The organism is Kribbella sp. NPDC051952 (assembly GCF_040680855.1).
Taxonomy (GTDB): domain Bacteria; phylum Actinomycetota; class Actinomycetes; order Propionibacteriales; family Kribbellaceae; genus Kribbella.
Genome location: NZ_JBFAXQ010000002.1, coordinates 435409 through 454521, shown reverse-complemented (window position 1 = coordinate 454521; position 19113 = coordinate 435409). Strand labels below are relative to the sequence as shown.

General features: G+C 68.4%; 24 protein-coding genes and 1 tRNA gene. 14 read left to right on the top strand and 11 right to left on the bottom strand.

What is annotated here, in order from left to right:
* Positions 1-39 precede the first annotated feature (39 nt).
* Positions 40-375, top strand: a complete 336-nt coding sequence (locus AB0L70_RS06820) for a hypothetical protein (protein WP_363680816.1) — start codon at positions 40-42, stop codon at positions 373-375.
* On the opposite strand, the gene AB0L70_RS06815 is transcribed toward AB0L70_RS06820, so the two are convergent.
* Positions 357-442: transfer RNA gene (locus AB0L70_RS06815), tRNA-Leu, on the bottom strand. The two genes, AB0L70_RS06820 and AB0L70_RS06815, sit on opposite strands and share 19 nt — an antisense overlap.
* Positions 443-580: 138 nt before the next feature.
* On the opposite strand from AB0L70_RS06815, the gene AB0L70_RS06810 reads away from it, so the two are divergent.
* The 5 genes from AB0L70_RS06810 (at position 581) to AB0L70_RS06790 (ending at position 4221) form a co-directional block, all read left to right on the top strand.
* Positions 581-1069: a VOC family protein gene (locus AB0L70_RS06810; RefSeq protein WP_363680814.1), complete on the top strand. Its 489-nt coding sequence runs from the start codon at positions 581-583 to the stop codon at positions 1067-1069.
* A 180-nt stretch (positions 1070-1249) separates the two neighbouring features.
* A complete protein-coding gene (locus AB0L70_RS06805; protein ID WP_363680812.1) occupies positions 1250-1912 on the top strand; it encodes a hypothetical protein in 663 nt (220 codons plus the stop codon).
* Positions 1913-1922: 10 nt separating this feature from the next.
* Complete coding sequence (locus AB0L70_RS06800; RefSeq protein WP_363680810.1) at positions 1923-2462, top strand: DUF6529 family protein; 540 nt, start codon at positions 1923-1925, stop codon at positions 2460-2462.
* A gap of 11 nt (positions 2463-2473) precedes the next feature.
* The gene (locus AB0L70_RS06795) at positions 2474-2872 is read left to right on the top strand and encodes a Rieske (2Fe-2S) protein (RefSeq protein ID WP_363680808.1); all 399 of its coding nucleotides are present in this window, start codon (positions 2474-2476) and stop codon (positions 2870-2872) included.
* A 32-nt stretch (positions 2873-2904) separates the two neighbouring features.
* Complete coding sequence (locus tag AB0L70_RS06790; RefSeq protein ID WP_363680806.1) at positions 2905-4221, top strand: M20/M25/M40 family metallo-hydrolase; 1317 nt, start codon at positions 2905-2907, stop codon at positions 4219-4221.
* Here AB0L70_RS06790 and AB0L70_RS06785 read toward each other — a convergent pair.
* Positions 4163-4819, bottom strand: coding sequence for a lysoplasmalogenase family protein (locus AB0L70_RS06785; RefSeq protein WP_363680804.1), 657 nt, complete (start codon positions 4817-4819; stop codon positions 4163-4165). The genes AB0L70_RS06790 and AB0L70_RS06785 overlap by 59 nt on opposite strands.
* A gap of 41 nt (positions 4820-4860) precedes the next feature.
* Entirely contained in the window at positions 4861-5721 is an 861-nt protein-coding gene (locus tag AB0L70_RS06780) for a LysR family transcriptional regulator (RefSeq protein WP_363680802.1), read from the bottom strand.
* Between the two features lie 73 nt (positions 5722-5794).
* Between AB0L70_RS06780 and AB0L70_RS06775 the strand changes: the two genes are divergently transcribed.
* Complete coding sequence (locus tag AB0L70_RS06775) at positions 5795-7000, top strand: MFS transporter (RefSeq protein WP_363680800.1); 1206 nt, start codon at positions 5795-5797, stop codon at positions 6998-7000.
* A complete protein-coding gene (locus AB0L70_RS06770) occupies positions 6960-7700 on the top strand; it encodes an N-acetyltransferase (RefSeq protein ID WP_363680798.1) in 741 nt (246 codons plus the stop codon). Before AB0L70_RS06775 ends, AB0L70_RS06770 begins: the two co-directional genes overlap by 41 nt.
* Here the strand turns inward: AB0L70_RS06770 and AB0L70_RS06765 are convergent.
* The 5 genes from AB0L70_RS06765 to AB0L70_RS06745 all read right to left on the bottom strand — a co-directional run bounded on the left by AB0L70_RS06765 (position 7697) and on the right by AB0L70_RS06745 (position 10991).
* Complete coding sequence (locus AB0L70_RS06765) at positions 7697-8515, bottom strand: ABC transporter permease (RefSeq protein ID WP_363680796.1); 819 nt, start codon at positions 8513-8515, stop codon at positions 7697-7699. The two genes, AB0L70_RS06770 and AB0L70_RS06765, sit on opposite strands and share 4 nt — an antisense overlap.
* The gene (locus tag AB0L70_RS06760) at positions 8475-9284 is read right to left on the bottom strand and encodes an ATP-binding cassette domain-containing protein (protein WP_363680794.1); all 810 of its coding nucleotides are present in this window, start codon (positions 9282-9284) and stop codon (positions 8475-8477) included. The genes AB0L70_RS06765 and AB0L70_RS06760 overlap by 41 nt, the downstream gene beginning before the upstream one ends.
* The gene (locus tag AB0L70_RS06755; protein WP_363680792.1) at positions 9281-9757 is read right to left on the bottom strand and encodes a MarR family transcriptional regulator; all 477 of its coding nucleotides are present in this window, start codon (positions 9755-9757) and stop codon (positions 9281-9283) included. The genes AB0L70_RS06760 and AB0L70_RS06755 overlap by 4 nt, the downstream gene beginning before the upstream one ends.
* 73 nt (positions 9758-9830) lie before the next feature.
* On the bottom strand, positions 9831-10016 hold the full coding sequence (locus AB0L70_RS06750; RefSeq protein WP_130448421.1) for a DUF5703 family protein: 186 nt from the start codon (positions 10014-10016) through the stop codon (positions 9831-9833).
* A gap of 33 nt (positions 10017-10049) precedes the next feature.
* Positions 10050-10991: an aldo/keto reductase gene (locus AB0L70_RS06745; RefSeq protein ID WP_363680789.1), complete on the bottom strand. Its 942-nt coding sequence runs from the start codon at positions 10989-10991 to the stop codon at positions 10050-10052.
* A 51-nt stretch (positions 10992-11042) separates the two neighbouring features.
* Between AB0L70_RS06745 and AB0L70_RS06740 the strand changes: the two genes are divergently transcribed.
* The gene (locus AB0L70_RS06740; protein WP_363680787.1) at positions 11043-12107 is read left to right on the top strand and encodes an LLM class F420-dependent oxidoreductase; all 1065 of its coding nucleotides are present in this window, start codon (positions 11043-11045) and stop codon (positions 12105-12107) included.
* Positions 12107-12934: an undecaprenyl-diphosphate phosphatase gene (locus AB0L70_RS06735; RefSeq protein WP_363680785.1), complete on the top strand. Its 828-nt coding sequence runs from the start codon at positions 12107-12109 to the stop codon at positions 12932-12934. Before AB0L70_RS06740 ends, AB0L70_RS06735 begins: the two co-directional genes overlap by 1 nt.
* Here the strand turns inward: AB0L70_RS06735 and AB0L70_RS06730 are convergent.
* Positions 12931-13902: a magnesium and cobalt transport protein CorA gene (locus AB0L70_RS06730; RefSeq protein WP_363680783.1), complete on the bottom strand. Its 972-nt coding sequence runs from the start codon at positions 13900-13902 to the stop codon at positions 12931-12933. The genes AB0L70_RS06735 and AB0L70_RS06730 overlap by 4 nt on opposite strands.
* 59 nt (positions 13903-13961) lie before the next feature.
* On the opposite strand from AB0L70_RS06730, the gene AB0L70_RS06725 reads away from it, so the two are divergent.
* From AB0L70_RS06725 to AB0L70_RS06715, 3 genes are all read left to right on the top strand, one after another.
* The gene (locus tag AB0L70_RS06725) at positions 13962-14657 is read left to right on the top strand and encodes a histidine phosphatase family protein (RefSeq protein WP_363680781.1); all 696 of its coding nucleotides are present in this window, start codon (positions 13962-13964) and stop codon (positions 14655-14657) included.
* A 178-nt stretch (positions 14658-14835) separates the two neighbouring features.
* Complete coding sequence (locus AB0L70_RS06720) at positions 14836-15411, top strand: DUF3090 family protein (RefSeq protein ID WP_363680779.1); 576 nt, start codon at positions 14836-14838, stop codon at positions 15409-15411.
* The gene (locus tag AB0L70_RS06715) at positions 15408-16199 is read left to right on the top strand and encodes an SCO1664 family protein (protein WP_363680777.1); all 792 of its coding nucleotides are present in this window, start codon (positions 15408-15410) and stop codon (positions 16197-16199) included. The genes AB0L70_RS06720 and AB0L70_RS06715 overlap by 4 nt, the downstream gene beginning before the upstream one ends.
* Here AB0L70_RS06715 and AB0L70_RS06710 read toward each other — a convergent pair.
* On the bottom strand, positions 16196-16897 hold the full coding sequence (locus AB0L70_RS06710; RefSeq protein WP_363680775.1) for a DUF6882 domain-containing protein: 702 nt from the start codon (positions 16895-16897) through the stop codon (positions 16196-16198). The genes AB0L70_RS06715 and AB0L70_RS06710 overlap by 4 nt on opposite strands.
* Positions 16898-16998: 101 nt before the next feature.
* On the opposite strand from AB0L70_RS06710, the gene mshC reads away from it, so the two are divergent.
* The gene (gene mshC / locus AB0L70_RS06705) at positions 16999-18219 is read left to right on the top strand and encodes a cysteine--1-D-myo-inosityl 2-amino-2-deoxy-alpha-D-glucopyranoside ligase (protein WP_363680773.1); all 1221 of its coding nucleotides are present in this window, start codon (positions 16999-17001) and stop codon (positions 18217-18219) included.
* Here the strand turns inward: mshC and AB0L70_RS06700 are convergent, their stop codons facing one another.
* Positions 18220-19113 carry a hypothetical protein gene (locus AB0L70_RS06700; RefSeq protein WP_363680771.1) on the bottom strand — a complete coding sequence of 298 codons (894 nt, stop codon included), beginning with the start codon at positions 19111-19113 and terminating at the stop codon, positions 18220-18222.

Here is a 19113-nt window from a genome sequence, read left to right as displayed (position 1 = left end):
GAGGACCTTCGCGGGCGTGTCCATGCGGCAAAGATCACCATGGCCCGGGTCCGGAAAGCGCTCGATGCCGGCTGGGATCCCGTCGAACTGCGAGAGCAGTACAACGCGGCCGCCGCGGAGAAGCAGGTAGCAGAGCAGGCGCTCGCTTCGTTGCCGACTCAGGTGACGCTGACCAAGGCGCAACTGGAGCTGTGGATCGATGAACTGGGTGACCTCGGCGCGGCTTTGAACTCAGCCAATCCGGAGGAGCTGAACCGGCTTTATGGAGCCCTGCGGCTGTCGTTGAGGTATCACCACGCCAACCAGACAGTCGACGTAGAGGTCGACCCGATGGGTGACCGTGTGGATAAGGCTTGTGTCCGAGGGGGGACTTGAACCCCCACGCCCCGTAAAGGGCACTAGCACCTCAAGCTAGCGCGTCTGCCTATTCCGCCACCCGGACGAGTGGTCTGACCGCCTGTGCGGTGCTGACCGGAGAACAGTAGCAAAGAGTAGGGGTGGAGTTCACATCGGGAGGGTGGAGGCGTGACGGCGTGTTCTGGGAGGGGTAGTTTCAGGTTCAACGAGAGGGGTGGGGCGGATGACGGACATCGATCTGGTCGCGATCGAGGGTGAGCGGGAGCGCATTCGGACGACGTACCTGAAGGAAGGTTCGGCCAGTTCGGCGCGCGGGTTGCATCACGTGGCGTTGCTGTGTGCGGACGTCGAGCGGACGGTGAAGTTCTACCAAGGGGTGCTCGAGTTCCCGCTCACGGAGATCGTCGGGAATCGCGACTACGAGGGGTCGAACCACTTCTTCTTCGACATCGGGAACGGGAACCTGCTCGCGTTCTTCGACTTCCCGGGCCTCGACCTCGGTCCGTACGCCGAAGTCCTGGGCGGACTGCATCACCTGGCGATCTCGGTGGAGCCGGAGAGGTGGGCGCGGTTGAAGGCGAACCTGGACGCGGCCGGGGTCGAGTACCTGGAGGAGAGCGGTACGTCGCTCTACTTCCCGGACCCGGACGGCGCCCGGATCGAGCTGATTGCCGACCCGTTGGGGGAGATGTACGGCCTCAAGGTGCTCTGACCTAGAGCTCGACTCGGAGTCAGCTGACTCGAACTCCGGCTCGGACAACCCAGGCACTTGAACCGGTTGCGGTGCTGAGACGTTGACCGGGTGAGTGGTTGACGGGATCCTCTTGTCAACGCGCTCCGGGGGGACGAGATGGGGCATCGCAGTCCGTTGGTATCGCTCGCGGTCACGGCCGTGGGTCTCGTAGCGCTGCTCGTCGTCAACAGCACCCAGACCGGCCCAACGGCCCCGACCGCCGGCGCGGCCCCATCGGCAACCCAACCGGCCGAAACGTCAAAGACCCCGCCCGAGACCGTACCGGTGCCGACTCCGGAACCCACAGCACCAGAGACCACAGCTCCGGAGCCCACCGAGCCACCCAAACCCACCGCAACAGCACAGCTGAACGCGGTCTACGCAGGCAGAACCGCCAACCGCGAGGCCACCGTCGCCGTAGCGGTCAAGGGCGCGAAGGCCGCGGCATACATCTGCGACGGCCAAAGCCTCGAAGCCTGGCTGACCGGCACCTACACAGCCGGTCAACTCAACCTCCGCTCCAAGACCGGCGAACGAATCACGGCGACCCTCAGCAAGAACGCCGTCACCGGCACCCTCACGCTCAGCGGCAAGACGCTCCGCTTCACGATCGCGCAAGCGGGCCCGCCCGCCGGCCTCTACCGCGCGAAGAACAGTAAGAGCACGATCGGCTGGATCGTCCTCCCCGACGGCAGTCAGGTGGGCATCGACAACGACGGCTCACCCGCCGCGGCGCCCCGGCTCGACCCGACCAGCCGTCAGGCCACCGTCGGCGGCGCGTCCGTGACAGCCCAGTCGATCACCGGCGACGAGACGTTCTAGAGGAGCGGATATGACCACCGCACCGGTCCAGCGAGCGACCAGGATTACCATCCCGTTGGCGGCCGGCGCTGCGGTTGCCGTCGTACTCGGTGTGTACGCGCGCCTGCACGATCCGACGGGAGTTGCGCTGAACCTCGCGGGGTTCTCCAGCTTCCAAGCGGTCAAGGCCTGGCTGACCACCCTGGCCGTGGTGCTCGGCATCCTCCAAGTCCTTTCCGCACTGGCCCTGTTCGGCCACATCAAATCCGGGCCTTGGGTGGCACCCGTTCATCGCTGGGCGGGCCGCGCGGCCGTCGCCGTCACGCTGCCGGTCGTCGCGCATTGCCTGTACGCCTTGGGCTTCCAGTACGGCGAACCGCGCGTACTGATCCATTCACTCCTCGGCTGCTTCTTCTACGGCGCCTTCGTCGCGAAGATGCTCACACTGACGAGGAGAGACGCCCCGTCCTGGCTGCTACCTGTGGTCGGCGGAGCGTTGTTCACCGGCCTGGTCGGGCTGTGGCTGACCTCGTCGCTCTGGTTCTTCAGCACGTTCGGAGTCATTCGGTGAAAGGGCCCGCAATGGACCGCCGTACCGTCCTGGCCGCCGGTGCCGCCGCACTCGGTGCCACCGTCACCGGCTGCTCGCAGTACGGCGAACCCGAGGCCGATCCACCGCAGTCGGCGCCCGCAAACGTCGTACTGGGCAAGACCGGAGACATCCCGGTCGGCGGGGGGAAGATCTTCGCGCCGCAACAGGTCGTGGTCACGCAGCCGACCCAAGGCACCTTCAAGGCGTTCACCTCGATCTGCACGCATCAGCAGTGTCCGGTCGCGTCTGTTGCCGACGGCACCATCAACTGCGACTGCCACGGCAGCAAGTACGCCGTCGCCGACGGGTCGGTCGTGAACGGGCCGGCCCCGCAACCGCTCGCGCCGAAGCAGATCACCGTCAGCGGGGACTCGATCACCCTCACCTGACCCCGGCGGCGCGGATGGTAGAGGATAAGGGCATGACTGCCGACCGAACCTATGCCGCCGACGCCGAGGTAGTGGAGCTCTGCAGCGAGCTCATCAAGATCGACACCACGAACTACGGCAACGGCAAGAGCAACGGTGAGCGGGTGGCCGCCGAGTACGTCGCGGCCAAGCTCGACGAGGTCGGGATCGAGTCGACGATCTACGAGGCGGAGCCCGGCCGGGCGACGCTGGTCGCGCACTGGGAGGGCGAGGACCAGTCGGCCGATCCGCTCCTCGTGCACGGTCACCTGGACGTCGTACCGGCCGACCCGAAGGACTGGAAGGTCGATCCGTTCGCCGGTGAGATCTTCGACGACTGCGTCTGGGGTCGCGGCGCGGTCGACATGAAGGACTTCGACGCGATGGTGCTGTCGGTGGTCCGGGCCCGGCAGCGGGCCGGCGTGAAGCCGCGGCGTCCGGTCCGGCTCGTCTTCACCGCCGACGAGGAAGCCGGCGGTGTGTACGGCGCCCAGTGGCTGATCAACAACCACCCGGACACCGTCGCCGACTGCACCGAAGGCATCGGTGAGGTCGGAGGGTTCTCGATCACGGTCAAGGACGACCTGCGGCTGTACCTGATCGAGACGGCCGAGAAGGGCATGAACTGGATGCGGCTCAAGGCCCGCGGTACGGCGGGACACGGGTCGATGGTGAACACCGACAACGCGGTCACGAACCTGGTCGAGGCGGTCACGCGGATCGGCCGGCACGAGTGGCCGCTGCGGATCACGCCGACGGTCCGCGAGTTCCTGAAGACGCTCGAGGACGTGCTCGGGACCGAGCTCGACCCGGACGACATGACCGAGACGCTGCTCAAGCTCGGCAGCTTCAGCCGGATGTTCGGCGCGACGATCCGCAACTCGTCGAACCCGACCATGCTGAACGCCGGTTACAAGGTGAACGTGATCCCGGGCGACGCCGAGGCGCACATCGACGGCCGCTTCCTGCCCGGGTACGAGGACGAGTTCTACGCGACCATCGACGAGCTGATCGGCGACAAGGTCCAGCGCGAGACCGTCGTCACGGACATCGCGCTGGAGACCGAGTTCAGCGGCGACCTGGTCGAGGCGATGAAGGCGTGTCTCGCCGCCGAGGACCCGCAGAGCCGGACCGCACCGTTGCTGATGTCCGGCGGCACTGATGCCAAGTCCTGGAGCCGTCTCGGCGTCCGCTGCTTCGGGTTCGTCCCGCTGCAGCTTCCGCCCGACCTCGACTTCATGGGCATGTTCCACGGCATCGACGAGCGTGTGCCTATGTCGGCGCTGGAGTTCGGCTCGCGGGTGCTGGACCGGTTCCTCGACCAGGTCTGACCGCGCCGTCGGTCAGCAGATACTGACCGATCGCGTACGTCGACATCGTGAGCGCACCGCGGAGCGGGAAGTCCCGCCCGGACAGGCGTAGTGCGATGAGCGCGTCGGAGATCAGGAAGAGCGCGCCCCCGAGTCCGCTCCGCGGGTTGTGCCAGCGGGACGCGATGGCGGTTGCCGTGAGCAACAAGGCGTAGGCGGCAACCGGGATCTTCTGACTACCTAGACCGGGTGCCAGGACCGCGATCAGCGCGGCCCACAGAGCGGCGTACGCGGCGAGGACGCGCCAGGAGCGTTGGGCCGGATTGGCGAGGAAGACGGCGAGGTAGCAGGCGTGGGCCGCGGCGAAGGCGGCGATGCCGGCGAGCTGGAGGTCGGTCTCCAGGAGCAGGTCGCCGGCTGCCGATGCCAGGAGCGCCGCCTGTAGTAGTGGTGGTGCGTCGTGGGTTCGTGACCAGGACCAGAGCAGGGGCATCATCGATACCTTGCTGGCCTGCTTGAGGATCTTGACGTCGAAGGCGACGGCCGCGACCTGCACGACCGTCGTACCCCAGAACGCCGTCAACAGCCGTCGCCCGCGCGCCAACCGCCCCAGGTTCATGGCCCCGAGTCTGCCGTACGGCGGCCGCGAAACGCCGTTGTTCACGACAAGTTCAACGTCGTGCGGAGTTGGGGGAGGTGGCGCAGCAACGGGCGCGGTGGGGTGGGGGTGGTGACGACGGAGAGGGTGAGGCGGTAGCGGAACGGGGCTGGGGTGAGGTGTTCGCCAGGGCGGAGTTCGGTGGCGAGCGCGCTGCGGGGAACCAAGGCGAGGTGGGCGCGACGGCGGGCCATGGCGACGGTGGTGCTCAGGGTGACGCCGCGGCGCGGGATGGCACCGAGGGCGATCAGGCGGGCGTGGATCTCCTCGATCCCGCGGTCGTACGTCGAGAACGCGACGGGCCGGTCCTTCAGCGGCTGTTTGCCCCGACCGGGTGGACGGGCGCCGGGTGGGACGAACAGGACGAGTTCGTCGTGGCCGACGCGGCGGGCGACTGTGCCGCGGGGAAGTGTCATCTGCTCGGCGATCGCGATGAACGCGGCGTCCATGGTTCCTTCGGCGACCCGTTCGACCAGGAACTGGCCGTGGTCGACCTGCTGCTGGATCTCCAGGTCGGGCAGGTCGGCATCGAGCACCGGGAACAGGATCGGCGCCAGACTGGCGAAGGTGCCGATCACCAGACGCTCTCCGGCGGCGGCCGTGCGGGTGGCGGCGTACACCTCTTCGAGGTGGCCGAGGATGTGGTCGGCCCGGCGGCCGAGCTCCGCACCGGCAGGGGTCGGGCGGGCGCCGCGGGTGTCGCGCTCGAACAGCTTGACGCCGCACATGCGTTCCAGCCGGCTCAGGCGTTGGGATGCCGACGGCTGCGAGATGCGCAGTTCGCGGGCCGCGGTGCCGACGGCTCCGGTGCGGATGATCGCCTGGACCAGCCGCAGATCTTCGACCGCTGGTAATGAAGCCATAGGTTCAGCCTATGGCAACCACGCAAGGCATTCCGGCTACCTGAACAGGCTGACAACTCAAAGAATCAAAGGCATGAGAGCGAGATCCGAGGCCCTGGCGTTGCTGGCCGGTGGGGGAGCGGCGGACTTCGCCTTCCGGATCGCGCAGGTCGCACTGCCCTTGGTGATCCTGCGCGAGACGGGATCGATCGCGGCGACCGGATTGGTCGGCGGCGCGGCCGGCGTACCGGTTCTGCTTTCGCCGTGGTGGGCGCGGAAGGCCCGGCAGTGGGTGGACTCGGGTCCAAGACTCGCCGTCGTCGCAGCCATCTCCGCGATCGCACTCGCGTCCGTGCCCGCGGCAGCCGGTCTACGACTGCTCACACCGGAGTTGCTCGTGATCAGCGGACTGCTCCTGGGATGTGGAGACGCCCTGTCCAACCCGGGGAGATCGGCCCTCCTGGCCGACACCGGAGACCGCTGGGGTGTCGGCAAGGCCGTCGTACTACTGACCTGGCAGGACGGTTTACGGAGGATCGGCATGATGCTCGGACCGGCCGTCGGCGCGCTGGCCGTGTCGGCAGACCTCACCAACGGCCTCCTCTGGATCGAGGCGGTCACGGTCTTCGCAGCCGGTCTGCTGGCGTGCACCGTGCAGGCGGAGCGAGCACCAGCGGGTACGACGACGCCGTCGATCCGGTGGAGTCTGACCGGTCGCCGGGACGTCCTCTACGGCTGGATCGTCCGCGGCTCCGGCTGCGTGACCTGGTTCGCGTTCACCCTCGGGCTGTCCGTGATCGGCGAGGAGCGTGGTCGGCCGGGGATCTACCTGGCGGCCGGCATGACCGGGTACGGCGTGGGGTCCGTGATCGGAACCACGATCGCGCTGGCGATAGTCCGACGTACCAAGCCGGTCCCGTTGGCAGCTACAGCGTGGACCTGCATGGGCTTGTGCTGGATCGGCATGGGCGTCTGGTCGACGCCACCGGCCGTGGCGGGGTTCGGTGCGCTGTCCGGGCTGACCGTCGTGGTCGGCATCGCGGCGATCTCCGTGATCATCACGCGGGAGTCGGCCGGGGCAGAGCGGCGGACGCTGCTGTCCGGGCAGAGTGTGGTGGTGAGCGCGAGCAGTTCGGCGGGCATGCTGGCCGGCGGTCCGATCATCGCCGTCCTCGGTGCGGAACACACGCTGGTCGGAGCCGGAGTGATCACATCAATGGTGTCGCTGGCGGTGCTGCTGCAGTGCCACACTGCGAAGCATGTCCGAGCTCGTGATCACCACGCTGGCCGAGCGGCCTGAGTACCTGGAGCACATCTACGACTTCGCGGACACCTGGCCGGCGTTCATGCACAACGATCCGATCGGCAACGCCTTCATGGGCCGGGTGCTGGTGGACTTCGCCGATCAGTGCCTGGTCGCGACCGAGGACGGCGAGCTGATCGCACACGGCCGCAGCATCCCGTTCGTGTTCCCGGACGAGAACCGCAAAGACCTGCCGACCGGCGGCTGGGACCGCGTGCTGCACTGGGGTTACACCGATCTCCGCACCGGCCGCGAGCCGAATGTGTCGAGCGCCCTGGAGATCCTGATCCGGCCGTCCCACCTCGGCCGCGGCCTCTCCCACGAGATGCTCGCCGCGATGCGCCACGCGGTGAAGGCGAAGGGACACAAGACCCTGTACGCGCCCGTCCGGCCGAACGGTAAGACCGACGCGCACCAGCCGATGACGGCGTACATCAAGGAGGTCAGGGACGACGGCCTACCAACCGATCCGTGGCTGCGGGTGCACGTGAAGGCGGGCGGCACGATCGTCCAGGTCGCACCGCGCTCGATGGTGATCGCCGGGTCACTGGCCGAGTGGCGCGAGTGGACCGGGCTGCCGTTCGACACCACGGGCGACGTGATCGTGCCCAAGGCGCTCGTACCGGTCCATGTCGACGTCGCCCATGACCACGCCGTGTACGTCGAGCCCAACGTCTGGATCCGGCACGACCTCTAGCGGGCGAGCCGGCTCAGCAACCAAGCAGCGGCACAGATCCCCAACACCGCGGCCACGATCAGTACGCCGAAGTCCAGCCAGTAATTGGTCGGCTGACCGATCAGCAACCCGCGCAACGCGCTGACCTCATAGGTGAGCGGATTGACGTGGCTGATCACTCGCAGCCAGTCCGGCATCAAGCTGACCGGATACAGCGCATTCGACGCGAAGAACAGCGGCATCGTGATCGCCTGCCCGATCCCCATCAGCCGATCCCGCCGCAGCACTAGCCCGGCGATCGTCATCGACAGACACGAGAAGAAGGCCGCTCCCAGTACGACGACCCCGAACGTGGCCAGGATCTTCAACGGGTTCCAGGTCAGGCTCACCCCGAGCAACGCCGCCACGATCAGTACGACGATCGCCTGCGAGATCGTCCGTACGCCGGCCGCGAACGCCTTGCCCGCCACCAATGCCGAGCGCGGACTCGGCGTGACCAGGAGCTTGGTCAGGATCCCCGCGTCCCGCTCCCAGATGATCTGGATGCCGTAGAAGATCGCGACGAACAACGCGGACTGCGCGATGATGCCCGGCGCGAGATAGTCCAGGTACGGAACGTCGCCGGTCGGGATCGCGCGGATCCGGCTGAACGTCTCGCCGAAGATGACCAGCCACAGGATCGGCTGGATCGCGCGGGTGATCAGCTCGGTCCGGTCGTGCCGCAGCTTCTGCAGCTCGACCAGGCAGAACGTGCCGATCCGGGAGAACAGCCGGGTGGTGGCCCGGAGCCTGGTCTCAGCCCAGGCGCTGGGCGGTGCGGCGGGTGCCACGGACATTGCGGAGCCCTCCCTTCTCGGCAGCGGCGAGGCTCTCGCCGGTGTGATGGCGGAACACGTCCTCGAGGCTGGCGTCAGGGCCCAGCTCGGCCTTGAGATCGGCCGGACTCCCGACCGCGCGCAGCTTGCCCAGGTGCATCAGGGCGACCCGGTCGCAGAGCAGATCGGCCTCTTCCATGTAGTGCGTGGTCAGCAGCACGGTCATCCCGTACTTCTCCTGCATGTCCTGCACCCGCGCCCACACCGAGTCCCGAGCCACCGGGTCGAGGCCGACCGTCGGCTCGTCCAGCACGAGCAGCGCCGGTCGATTCACCAGCGCCTGGGCGAGCTCCAACCGGCGCACCATCCCACCCGAGTACTTCGACGCGAGCCGGTCGGCCGAGTCCGTCAGGTCGACGATCTCAAGGACCTCGGCCACCCGGGCAGCCCGCTCCCGGCGCGGTACGTCGAACAACCGCGCGAACCACGACACGTTCTCCCGGCCCGTGAGCGCGCCCTCGATCGAGAGCTGCTGCGGGACGTAACCGAGCATCCGCCGTACGGCCATCGCGTCGCGGTGTACGTCGAGCCCGAACACTCGGACCGAGCCGGACTGCGGCGGATACAGCGTGTTCAGGACACGCAACGTGGTCGTCTTGCCGGCACCGTTCGGACCGAGCAGGCCGAAGCACTCACCTGGTGAGACGGTCAGGTCCAGACTGTCGACGGCGAGATGGTCACCGAAATGGTGATTCAGCCCGGTGATCTCTACAGCCGGCGAGGCACTCATACAGGCTCCTTCTCGAAGGTGGCGTCCTGCTCGGGATGCAACCGCTCAGCGAGTACGCCGAGAACCGGCAGCGCTGCTCGTAATGCGTCCCGGTCGTCCGGCCCGAGTCCGTCGAGCGCCTGCGTGACCAACGCCGTACGCCGATCGCGCCAGGCCTCGACCTGCTCCCGGGCAGGCTCGGTCAGTGTCAACCGGGCGATCCGGCGGTCGGACTCGTCCGGCTCCCGCAACAGCAGTCCGCGGTCGGTGAGCTGCCGGACCAGCGTCGAGACCGTGTTGGCGACCAGGCCCAACTCGGCGGCCGCCTCGGCAACGGAGATCCCGGGGTTGCGGCGGACGGTGCGGATCAGCTCGGCCTGTGAGCCGGTCAACGATGACAACGCCAGGGGCCTCCCGGCCGAGCGGCGCAGATGCCGGCGGACCAGGCCGAGTGCCGCCAGCAACTCCTCGGCGAGAACCTCGGTGGTGTTCACGCTCACCACGATACCTCTGTAGCAGAGATATTGCGCCGCGAGCGACGACCGGGAGTTGTCCCGGAGGGAGTGCTCAGAGGGTGCGCATCACCCGGATGATGCGGCGGCGGAGCCAGACGCGGCGAGTGCCGTCCGGGTAGCGCCTGAGGCGGGCGAGCTCCCAGCCGCCGTACTCGGCGTGCTCGGTGAGCAAGCGGCGGACCGCGCCTCGCGACTCGGTCCGTGACACCTCGAACTGCTGTAACTCGTATTCGGCCATTCGCACCTCCAAGCCCTCACCACGACTAGGCCCTCACGACACATCCTCCAACGCCGCCACGATCGCCGGCGGCAGTGTGAGCTCTTCCACACCGAGCCCCGACTTCAATTGCATCGCAGTTCGGGCCCCGACGATCGCCGCCGACACACCGGGCCGGTCCCGCACCCAGGTGAGTGCCACCTCGAGCGGAGTCCAGCCGAGCCCGTCAGCGGCGCGCGCGACCGCTTCCACGATGCCCGAACCGCGGCCGTCGAGGTAGGGGTCGACGAATCTGGACAGATGCTGAGACGCCGCCCGTGAGTCCGCCGGGATCCCGGTCCGGTACTTCCCGGTCAACACGCCGCGGCCAAGGGGCGACCAGGCCAGTACGCCGATCCCGAGCCCGCCGGCCGCGCGGATCGCGTCCGCCTCGGCGTCTCGCGCGAGCAACGAGTACTCCACCTGGTTGGACACCGGCACCGCGCGCCCCGGCCAGGCCTGCTGCCAGGTGACGGCCCGGGCCGACTTCCAGCCGGCGTAGTTCGACACGCCCACGTAGCGGACCTTGCCCGAGTTCACCGCGTGGTCGAGCGCCGACAGCGTCTCCTCCAGCGGTACGTCGTCGGACCAGGTGTGCAGCTGCCACAGGTCGATGTGGTCGACGTTGAGCCGTCGCAGCGAGCCCTCGAGGTCACGCAGCAGGGCGCCCCGGGAGGTGTCGGTGATCCGCTCACCGCGGCGGACGCTGAACCCGGCCTTGGTCGCGATCACCAGATCGTCACGATCCACCACGTCGCCGAGCAGGGACCCGATCAGTTGCTCACTGTCGCCATCGCCGTACGCCGCCGCCGTGTCGATCAGCGTGCCACCCGCGGCGACGAACGCGGCCAATTGCTCGCGCGCCTCGTGCTCATCGGTGTCCCGCCCCCAGGACATGGTGCCCAGGCCGAGCCTGCTCACCGCCAGTCCACTGTGACCGAGATAGCGCTGCTGCATGACCCGAGCCTATTGCGGCCCACCGACAACGGCTCGCTAGGCTCGCCAGTCATGCGACTCGGACTCAACATCGGCTTCGTCTTCGGTGGCGACGACCATCAGGATCATCTCCGGCTGGTGAAGGAGGCCGAACAGCTCGGATTCTCGGTCACCTGGGCCGCGGAGGCGTACGGCTCGGACGCCGCCACGCTGCTGACCTGGATCGCCGCCCAGACCACGACGATCGACGTCGGTGCGGCCGTCTTCCAGATTCCCGCGCGGACGCCGGCCATGACCGCGATGACCGCGGCGACGCTGGACCAGCTCTCCGGCGGCCGGTTCCGGCTCGGGCTCGGCGTGTCCGGGCCGCAGGTGTCGGAGGGCTGGCACGGCGTCCGGTTCTCTCAGCCGTTGCTCAGGACGCGTGAGTACGTTGCCATCGTGAACTCCGCTCTCCGCCGCGAGACCGTCGCGTACGAGGGCAAGCACTTCACGCTGCCGCTGCCCGACGGACCGGGCAAGGCGCTGAAGCTGTCCATCCGGCCGCTCCGCAACCACGTACCGATCTACCTGGCGGCGGTCGGCCCGAAGAACCTCGAGTTGGCCGGTGAGATCGCGGACGGCTGGCTCGGTATCCTCAACGACCCCGCCTATCTGGGAGAGCAGTTGAATCACATCAAGACCGGTCGCGCGATTCGTCAGGAGGGGCTCGACGGCTTCGACGTCGTCGCGTCCGTGCCGGTGATGACCGGCGACGACCTGCAGGCCGCGGCCGACCCGATCCGGGGGTACGCCGCCCTCTACATCGGCGGCATGGGGAGCCGGGAGAAGAACTTCTACAACGCACTTGCTGTTCGGATGGGTTACACAGCGGAGGCGAAGGTTATCCAGGACCTGTACCTGGCCAAGCAGCACCGCGAGGCGATGGCCGCCGTACCGTACGGCTTCATCGACTCGATCTCGCTGCTCGGCAGCAAGGAGCGGATGGCCGAGAAGCTGACGGCGTACGCCGAGGCCGGGGCCACAACCGTGTCAGTCACCCCGTTCGCGTCGACCCTGGAGCAGCGGATCGCCGACCTGCGCACGGTCGCCGAGGCCCTCGACCTCGCCGGAGTCGGCACCGGAGATCAGCACTGATGACGATCTGGGACTCCATCATCCTCGGCATCGTCGAGGGTTTGACCGAATTCCTCCCGGTCTCCAGCACCGGCCACCTCACCATCGCGTCGAAGGCGCTCGGCCTGCCGATCGACGACCCGTCGGTGACCGCGTTCACCGCGGTGATCCAGTTCGGCGCGATCGCGGCCGTGGTCCTGTTCATGTGGAAGGACATCAGCCGGTACGCCGTTGCCTGGTTCAAGGGACTCACCAAGCCCGAGCACCGCGGCGAGTTCGACCACCGGATGGGCTGGTACGTGATCGTCGGCTCGCTGCCGATCTGCGTCGTCGGATACGTTGCCAAGGACATCATTTCCGGACCGCTCCGCAGCCTGTGGTGGGTCGCCGGCTCCCTGATCGTCTGGTCCTTCTTCATGGTCGCCGCCGAACGCCTGGGCTCGAAGCGCCGGCCGCTCGAGAAGATCACGCTGCTCGACGCGATCGTGATGGGCATCGTGCAGTGCCTCGCTCTGATCCCCGGTGTGTCCCGCTCCGGCGCGACGATCTCCGCGGGTCTCTTCCGTGGCCTGGACCGCGTGGCTTCAACTCGGGTGGCCTTCCTGCTAGGCATTCCCGCGCTGGTCGGCGCCGCCATCTTCGAGCTCCCGGACGCGGTAGGCGGTCACGTCGGCGCGGTCCCGCTGATTGTCGGCACAGTCGTCAGCTTCATCGTGGCCTACGCCTCGGTCGCCTGGCTGATCCGCTTCGTAGCCAAACACACCACCGAGATCTTCGCCTTCTACCGGATCCTGGTCGGTCTGGTAATCCTCATCCTCCTGGCCACCAGCACGATCACACCGACCTAGAGCCAGCCGGCCTTGCGGAAGAAGCGGTACATGGTTGTGCAGGCTGCGGCCATCACGAGCAGGATGCCGTAGTAGCCGAAGTGCCAGCGGAGTTCGGGCATATTGTCGAAGTTCATGCCGTAGATGCCGGCCAGCATGGTCGGCACTGCGGCGATGGCGACCCAGGCCGAGATCCGGCGCATGTCGTCGTTCTGCTGGACCGAGACGCGGGCCAGGTGTGCGTTGAGGGCCGAGCTGAGCAGCGTGTCGATCGCCTCGGTCTGGTCGGAGACCCGGTTGAGGTGATCGGCCACGTCCCGGAAGAACGGCGCCGCCTTCGGGCTCACCCCAGGGATCCCGTGCGCGAACTGCTCGATCGGATCACGCAGCGGATCAACCGCCCGCCGCATCTCCAGCACCTCACGTTTGAGGTTGTAGATCCGCTCGGCGTCGCTCGTGCGCTCGGGTGAGAACACCGACGTCTCGATCTCGTCCACATCGAGCTCGACCTGCTCAGCCACCGTTTCGTAGTCGTCCACGACCGAGTCGCAGATCGCCCACAACACCGCGGCCGGCCCGTGACCCAGGATCGACGCACGCTCCTCGAGCTGGTGCCGAGCCGTAGCCAGCTCACCACCTTCACCGTGCCGGACAGTAACGACGTACCGGGGCCCGACGAACACACTCAGCTGACCGGTCTCGACCGCGTCCAGGGCATCGACGTACCAAAGCGTGCGCAGTACGACGACCAATGCCTCGCCGAACTTCTCCACCTTTGGCCGCTGGTGCGCCTGCAGTGCGTCCTCGACGGCGAGCTCGTGCAGGTTGAAGAGCCGCTGAACCCGCCGCATCTCCGCATCCGTCGGCTCGTGCAGACCGACCCAGCCGAACGTGTCGCCGTCGGCGTCGATGGCCTGGGCAACGGTCTCGGGATCCTTGGGAAGATCCTGCCGTTCGCCCTCGGCGTACACACCGCAGTCGACGATCACGTGTCCATGATGGCACCAGGCCCGGCCGCGGACTTGTGGGACCGGATAACGTGCAGGCTATGCCCACGGTGATTCTGGTCCGCCACGGCCGCAGTGCCGCGAACACGTCCGGCACGCTGGCCGGCCGGACGCCGGGAGTGAAGCTCGACGACACCGGCGTGAAGCAGGCCGAGGCGGTCGCCCAGCGGCTCGCCGGCCTGCCGCTCGCCGCGATCGTCACCTCGCCCCTGGAGCGATGCAAGCAGACCGCGGCCGCCATCGCAAAGCACCACGAAGGGTTGCGTCCGGCAACGGATCGGCGGCTGACGGAGTGCGGGTACGGCGACTGGACCGGGCAGAAGATCGCCACCCTGGCGAAGGATCCGCTCTGGGCGGTGGTCCAGCAGCACCCATCCGGGGTCACGTTCCCGAACGGGGAATCGATGCGGGCGATGCAGCAGCGCGCGGTCGACGCCGTCCGGGCGCACGACGCGGCGCTGGCCAAGAGCCACGGTGACGGGGCGATCTGGGTCGCGGTGTCGCACGGGGACGTGATCAAGGCGATCGTGGCCGACGCGCTCGGTCAGCATCTGGACACGTTCCAGCGGATCGTCGTGGACACCGCGTCGACGACGATCATCACGTACACGCCGACCCGCCCGTTCCTGGTCCGCCTGAACGACTCCGGCAGCGAGCTCGCCTCCCTGATCCCGAAGCCCCCGGCCAAGGGCCGGACCAAGAAGCAGTCCTCGGACGCGGTCGTCGGCGGACGGTAACAAGAACATGCCCGGTCGTCCCGTGACTACTGCGCGGCCCCCGGTGGCGCATCTGGCTGCACTGGTGGCAAGGCAACGATGCTCCGCATCGACACCTCGCCCCCAGCACAGCCAGCTACACCACCGGGCGCCTGCTCGCTACGTCACGGGACGACCGGGCATGTTCTAGGGTCTAGACATGGCGCGAGTTGTTCATACCTACGACGACCCGGATCGGTTCGTCGCCGGCACTGTCGGGGAACCGGGTGCGAGGACGTTCTTCCTGCAGGCGCGGGCGGGGGTCCGGTTGACGTCGGTGGCCTGTGAGAAGGAACAGGTGATGGCGCTCGCGGAGCGGCTCGACGTGATGCTGGACGAGGTGGCCCGGCGGTTCGAGCGGGATCCGGTCACGCTGACCAGCGTCGACGACACCGATCCGCTGGAGCAGCCGATCGAGGAGGAGTTCCGGGCCGGCACGATGACGCTGGCCTGGGAGGCCGACGCCGAGCGGGTGGTGATCGAGGTGTTCGCGGTCGTCACCGGCGAGCAGGTCGACCTCGAGGAGACCGATCCGGTCGCGGCCGCGCTGGAGTCCGAGGACGCCGAGGTGTTCATCGTCCGGATCACCGAGGAGCAGGCCCGCGCGTTCGCCCGGCGGGCGGTCGCGCTGGTCGCGTCCGGCCGGCCGAGCTGCCCGTTCTGCGGTCAGCCGATCGACCCGGAGGGGCATATCTGCCCGCGCGCCAACGGCTACCGCAGGCACCTGCCGGAATGATCGACCCGGATCTCCTCGCCACCGGGGAGCTGTCACTGCACGGACGCCTGGTCGCCGCGTCGAACGGCACCTTCCAGGGGTCGGTGAGCCGCGGCGACGAGACCGCGACCGTGGTCTACAAGCCGGTGCAGGGGGAGCGGCCGTTGTGGGACTTCCCCGACGGGACGCTGGCCCAGCGGGAGTTCGCGGCGTACGTCGTCTCCGAAGCGCTCGGGTGGTCCGTCGTGCCGCCGACGCTGCTGCGGGACGGTCCGCTCGGCGAGGGCATGGTGCAGCTGTGGATCGACGAGGCCGAGCTCGATGCGGGGGAGACGGAGCTGGTCGACATCGTCCCGCAAGGACGGGTGCCGGCCGGATGGGTCGGCGTACTCGATGCGCTGGACGGACGGCACAACCCGGTGACGCTGGTGCACGCGGACAACGACGCGTTGCGGCGGATGGCGGTATTCGATGCCGTGGTCAACAATGCCGACCGCAAGGGCGGCCACGTGCTGAACCCGGGCGACGGCCGCGTGTACGGCGTGGACCACGGCGTCACCTTCAACGCCGACGACAAACTCCGCACGGTCTTGTGGGGTTGGGCCGGTGACCCGATTCCCGCCGACCTACTGGACGACGTACGCCGTCTGGCCGATCAGCTGGCCGGGGGCCTCGGCCAGGAACTGTGCACCCTCATCACCGCGGTAGAACTGACCGCAACCCGAGAGCGCTGCTCGACCCTCCTCAAGACGGGCGTCTACCCGACGCCGAGCGACGACTGGCCCGCAATCCCCTGGCCCGCGTTCTAAGCCGGGTTCACGCTGACGTTGGCCAGGCGGCCGTGCTCGTCGAAGGTGGTGGTCAAGGTGGAGCCGTCCGGGATGGTGCTGCGGATGGCTTCGGCGGATTCGGCGTACTGCAGGCCGAAGTGCTTCAGGTAGCCGTGGACGATGCGGCGGTGGTCCGAGGGGAAGACGCTGACCGCGGTCATCAGGAGGCGTGGGGTCGCGATCGGGTCGAAGGCGGCCTGGGGGAGCTGGTCGTCGGCGACGTGGAGGTACACGTGCCCTCGGCCCTCGTTGATCGCGGTGGACCAGACGCCTCGGCCACCGATGACGGTGCCGGCGGTGATCGCTAGCGTGATCGCGCCGTACGCCGGTTCCGCGAAGCCACTGAGGTCGGGGCTCTCGGTGGTGAACTCGTCGATCCCGTGCTTCGCACCGAACTCGCGGATCGGCAACGTCCCCGCCACGGCCGGCGCCTCCGGTCCGAAGCCGGGGTTGGACCAGCCCCACAACCAGGTGTTGTCGAGGTGCGAGAAGCTGCCGAGCAGCGAGACGCCGCCGAGGACGCCGCGCTCACCGGTCAACGTCCGCTTGTCGAGGTCGACCTGCAGCGAGTCCGGGCCGACGACCTCGTTGAAGAGGTCCTGCTGCTGGATCGCGGCGGCCGCGACCCACCCGCCGTACGCCTGGAACTCGGGGCTGAAATCTGCTGGAGCGTTCATCAATCGCGAGGCTAGTCGCAGCGAGGGTGCACGCAAACCGCCGCCCAGGGAATGGAACCGTGTCGCGTCGTTGAAAACCGGACTGGCATAAGCTCCGACACATGCAGGCGTGGACAAAACCAGACATCCCGGTCGTGCCGGGTCCGGCCCGGCGGCTGCGCCTCCACGACACCGCGTCCGGCGGCCTGGTCGAGGTCCCACCGGCCGATGGCGGGACGGCCAGGATGTATGTGTGCGGCATCACACCGTACGACGCCACCCACATGGGCCACGCGGCGACGTACCTGACCTTCGACCTGGTCAACCGCCTCTGGCGCGACGCCGGGTACGACGTGCACTACACGCAGAACATCACCGACGTCGACGACCCGCTGCTCGAGCGCGCGGCCGAGACCGGCATCGACTGGACCGACCTGGCGTACCGCGAGATCCAGCTGTTCCGGGACGACATGACCGCGTTGCGGGTGATCCCGCCGCAGCACTACATCGGCGTGGTCGAGTCGGTCGACCTGGTCGCCCGCGCGGTCGAGGAGCTGCAGCGGGCCGGTGCGGTCTACTCGGTCGACGGCGATCTGTACTTCGCGGTGAAGGCCGACCCGGCGTTCGGTGGCGTGTCCGGGCTCGACCGGGATGCGATGCGTGAGCTCTTCGCCGAACGTGGTGGCGACCCCGACCGCGACGGCAAGCGCGACCCGCTGGACAGCCTGTTGTGGCGGCAAGAGCGGCCGGGTGAGCCCGCGTGGGATTCACCGGTGGGCCGCGGCCGGCCGGGCTGGCACGTCGAGTGCTCGGCGATCGCACTGGAGTACCTGGGCATGACGTTCGACGTCCAGGGCGGTGGGTCGGACCTGATCTTTCCGCACCACGAGATGTCGGCGAGTGGCGCACAGGTGGCGACCGGGCAGCACCCGTTCGCCCGGGCGTACGTGCACCAGGCGATGGTCGGGCTGGACGGCGAGAAGATGTCCAAGTCCAAGGGCAACCTGGTCCTGGTGTCGAAGGAACGCGAGGCCGGCGCCGACCCGATGGCGATCCGGCTCGCGCTGCTCATGCATCACTACCGGACCGACTGGTTCTGGACGTCGTCGGACCTGCTCGACGGCCAGGAGCGCCTGGATGTCTGGCGCGGCGCGATCGGCCGGGGGTCTGGTCCCGACGGTGCCGCGACGGTTGACGCCGTACGCGCGGCGCTGACGAACGACCTGGACACAGTCGCCGCGTTGTCGGCCGTGGACACCTGGGCGACGACCAACGGTGATGACCAGGAGGCGCCGGGCCTGGTTGCCCAGGCCGTCGACGCTCTCCTCGGAGTGAGGCTCTAGCTAGCCGGTCACCGGTTGGTGGGTCTTGACCGGGACCGGGGCCGGCGCGTTCGGCGGCTGGTCGAGGCCCGGCACCGGGAGCTGCGGGTGCGTCGGCTTCGGGGTGGGCTTCGGCTTCGCCGCGGGCTTGGCGCAGGTCGCCGAGGCGAGCCGGATCACCTGCGTGCCGCCGCCGAGGTCGATGCTCAGGCCGGTGATCGTGAACGAGCCGTCGGAGTGCTTGACCTGCTCGTTGACCTTGATCGTCGCGAGCGGCGCGGCCGGGATCGTGGCGCCCTGCTTGGTCGGCGGGACCGCGAGCTTCTGGCCGAGCAACGTCAGCGCGCCGATGTCGACACCGCCCTCGTTGCCCGAGCACCAGACGTTGACGGCGTCGATCGCGAGCAGCGAGCTCGGCGGCGTGAGCAGCAAGTTGCACAGGTCGGGCAGGTTCTTGACCGGCAGGTCACCTGTGCTCAGCGACGGCAGCGGCAGGCCGAGATCGGGGAGCGGGAGGTCGGGGATCGGCAGCTGGTCGGCGCCGGTCGACGGCAGGTTCGCGCACTGCTGCTTCAGCTCGGGCGGGAGCTTCACCTGGCTGAGGATGTCCGGTCCGACGACCACGTCGAAGAGCTCGACCGAGGCCGAGTTGTTCCCGGCCGTCGCCGTACCGGCGCGGACCGAGAGCAGCGGGTTCTTCGGGAGCTCGAGGGCCGACGTGGTCTGCCGCTTCCCGTCGAGGGATTCGGCGTACGGCGTCTTGGCGATCGGGAACTGCCCGTCCGCGCTGACGGCGTACGCCGAGGACGGCCGGGCCGCCGCGTTGCCCACCGGCGCGCTCGCGACCAGGGTGAACGCCACGACGCCGCCGACGGCCGCGACCGTGGTGACGGTCCGCGCGAGGTCTGGTCGCAT

What these genes read in the sequence shown, in the direction of transcription:
- AB0L70_RS06800 (WP_363680810.1), top strand. Translation starts at nt 1,923, where the DNA reads ATGACCACCGCACCGGTCCAGCGAGCGACCAGGATTACCATCCCGTTG.
- AB0L70_RS06700 (WP_363680771.1), bottom strand. Translation starts at nt 19,113, where the DNA reads ATGCGACCAGACCTCGCGCGGACCGTCACCACGGTCGCGGCCGTCGGC.
- AB0L70_RS06820 (WP_363680816.1), top strand. Translation starts at nt 40, where the DNA reads ATGGCCCGGGTCCGGAAAGCGCTCGATGCCGGCTGGGATCCCGTCGAA.
- AB0L70_RS06760 (WP_363680794.1), bottom strand. Translation starts at nt 9,284, where the DNA reads ATGAGTGCCTCGCCGGCTGTAGAGATCACCGGGCTGAATCACCATTTC.
- AB0L70_RS06785 (WP_363680804.1), bottom strand. Translation starts at nt 4,819, where the DNA reads ATGAACCTGGGGCGGTTGGCGCGCGGGCGACGGCTGTTGACGGCGTTC.
- AB0L70_RS06770 (WP_363680798.1), top strand. Translation starts at nt 6,960, where the DNA reads ATGTCCGAGCTCGTGATCACCACGCTGGCCGAGCGGCCTGAGTACCTG.
- AB0L70_RS06735 (WP_363680785.1), top strand. Translation starts at nt 12,107, where the DNA reads ATGACGATCTGGGACTCCATCATCCTCGGCATCGTCGAGGGTTTGACC.
- AB0L70_RS06715 (WP_363680777.1), top strand. Translation starts at nt 15,408, where the DNA reads ATGATCGACCCGGATCTCCTCGCCACCGGGGAGCTGTCACTGCACGGA.
- AB0L70_RS06810 (WP_363680814.1), top strand. Translation starts at nt 581, where the DNA reads ATGACGGACATCGATCTGGTCGCGATCGAGGGTGAGCGGGAGCGCATT.
- AB0L70_RS06725 (WP_363680781.1), top strand. Translation starts at nt 13,962, where the DNA reads ATGCCCACGGTGATTCTGGTCCGCCACGGCCGCAGTGCCGCGAACACG.
- mshC (WP_363680773.1), top strand. Translation starts at nt 16,999, where the DNA reads ATGCAGGCGTGGACAAAACCAGACATCCCGGTCGTGCCGGGTCCGGCC.
- AB0L70_RS06710 (WP_363680775.1), bottom strand. Translation starts at nt 16,897, where the DNA reads ATGAACGCTCCAGCAGATTTCAGCCCCGAGTTCCAGGCGTACGGCGGG.
- AB0L70_RS06720 (WP_363680779.1), top strand. Translation starts at nt 14,836, where the DNA reads ATGGCGCGAGTTGTTCATACCTACGACGACCCGGATCGGTTCGTCGCC.
- AB0L70_RS06745 (WP_363680789.1), bottom strand. Translation starts at nt 10,991, where the DNA reads ATGCAGCAGCGCTATCTCGGTCACAGTGGACTGGCGGTGAGCAGGCTC.
- AB0L70_RS06795 (WP_363680808.1), top strand. Translation starts at nt 2,474, where the DNA reads ATGGACCGCCGTACCGTCCTGGCCGCCGGTGCCGCCGCACTCGGTGCC.
- AB0L70_RS06775 (WP_363680800.1), top strand. Translation starts at nt 5,795, where the DNA reads ATGAGAGCGAGATCCGAGGCCCTGGCGTTGCTGGCCGGTGGGGGAGCG.
- AB0L70_RS06790 (WP_363680806.1), top strand. Translation starts at nt 2,905, where the DNA reads ATGACTGCCGACCGAACCTATGCCGCCGACGCCGAGGTAGTGGAGCTC.
- AB0L70_RS06780 (WP_363680802.1), bottom strand. Translation starts at nt 5,721, where the DNA reads ATGGCTTCATTACCAGCGGTCGAAGATCTGCGGCTGGTCCAGGCGATC.
- AB0L70_RS06765 (WP_363680796.1), bottom strand. Translation starts at nt 8,515, where the DNA reads ATGTCCGTGGCACCCGCCGCACCGCCCAGCGCCTGGGCTGAGACCAGG.
- AB0L70_RS06750 (WP_130448421.1), bottom strand. Translation starts at nt 10,016, where the DNA reads ATGGCCGAATACGAGTTACAGCAGTTCGAGGTGTCACGGACCGAGTCG.
- AB0L70_RS06740 (WP_363680787.1), top strand. Translation starts at nt 11,043, where the DNA reads ATGCGACTCGGACTCAACATCGGCTTCGTCTTCGGTGGCGACGACCAT.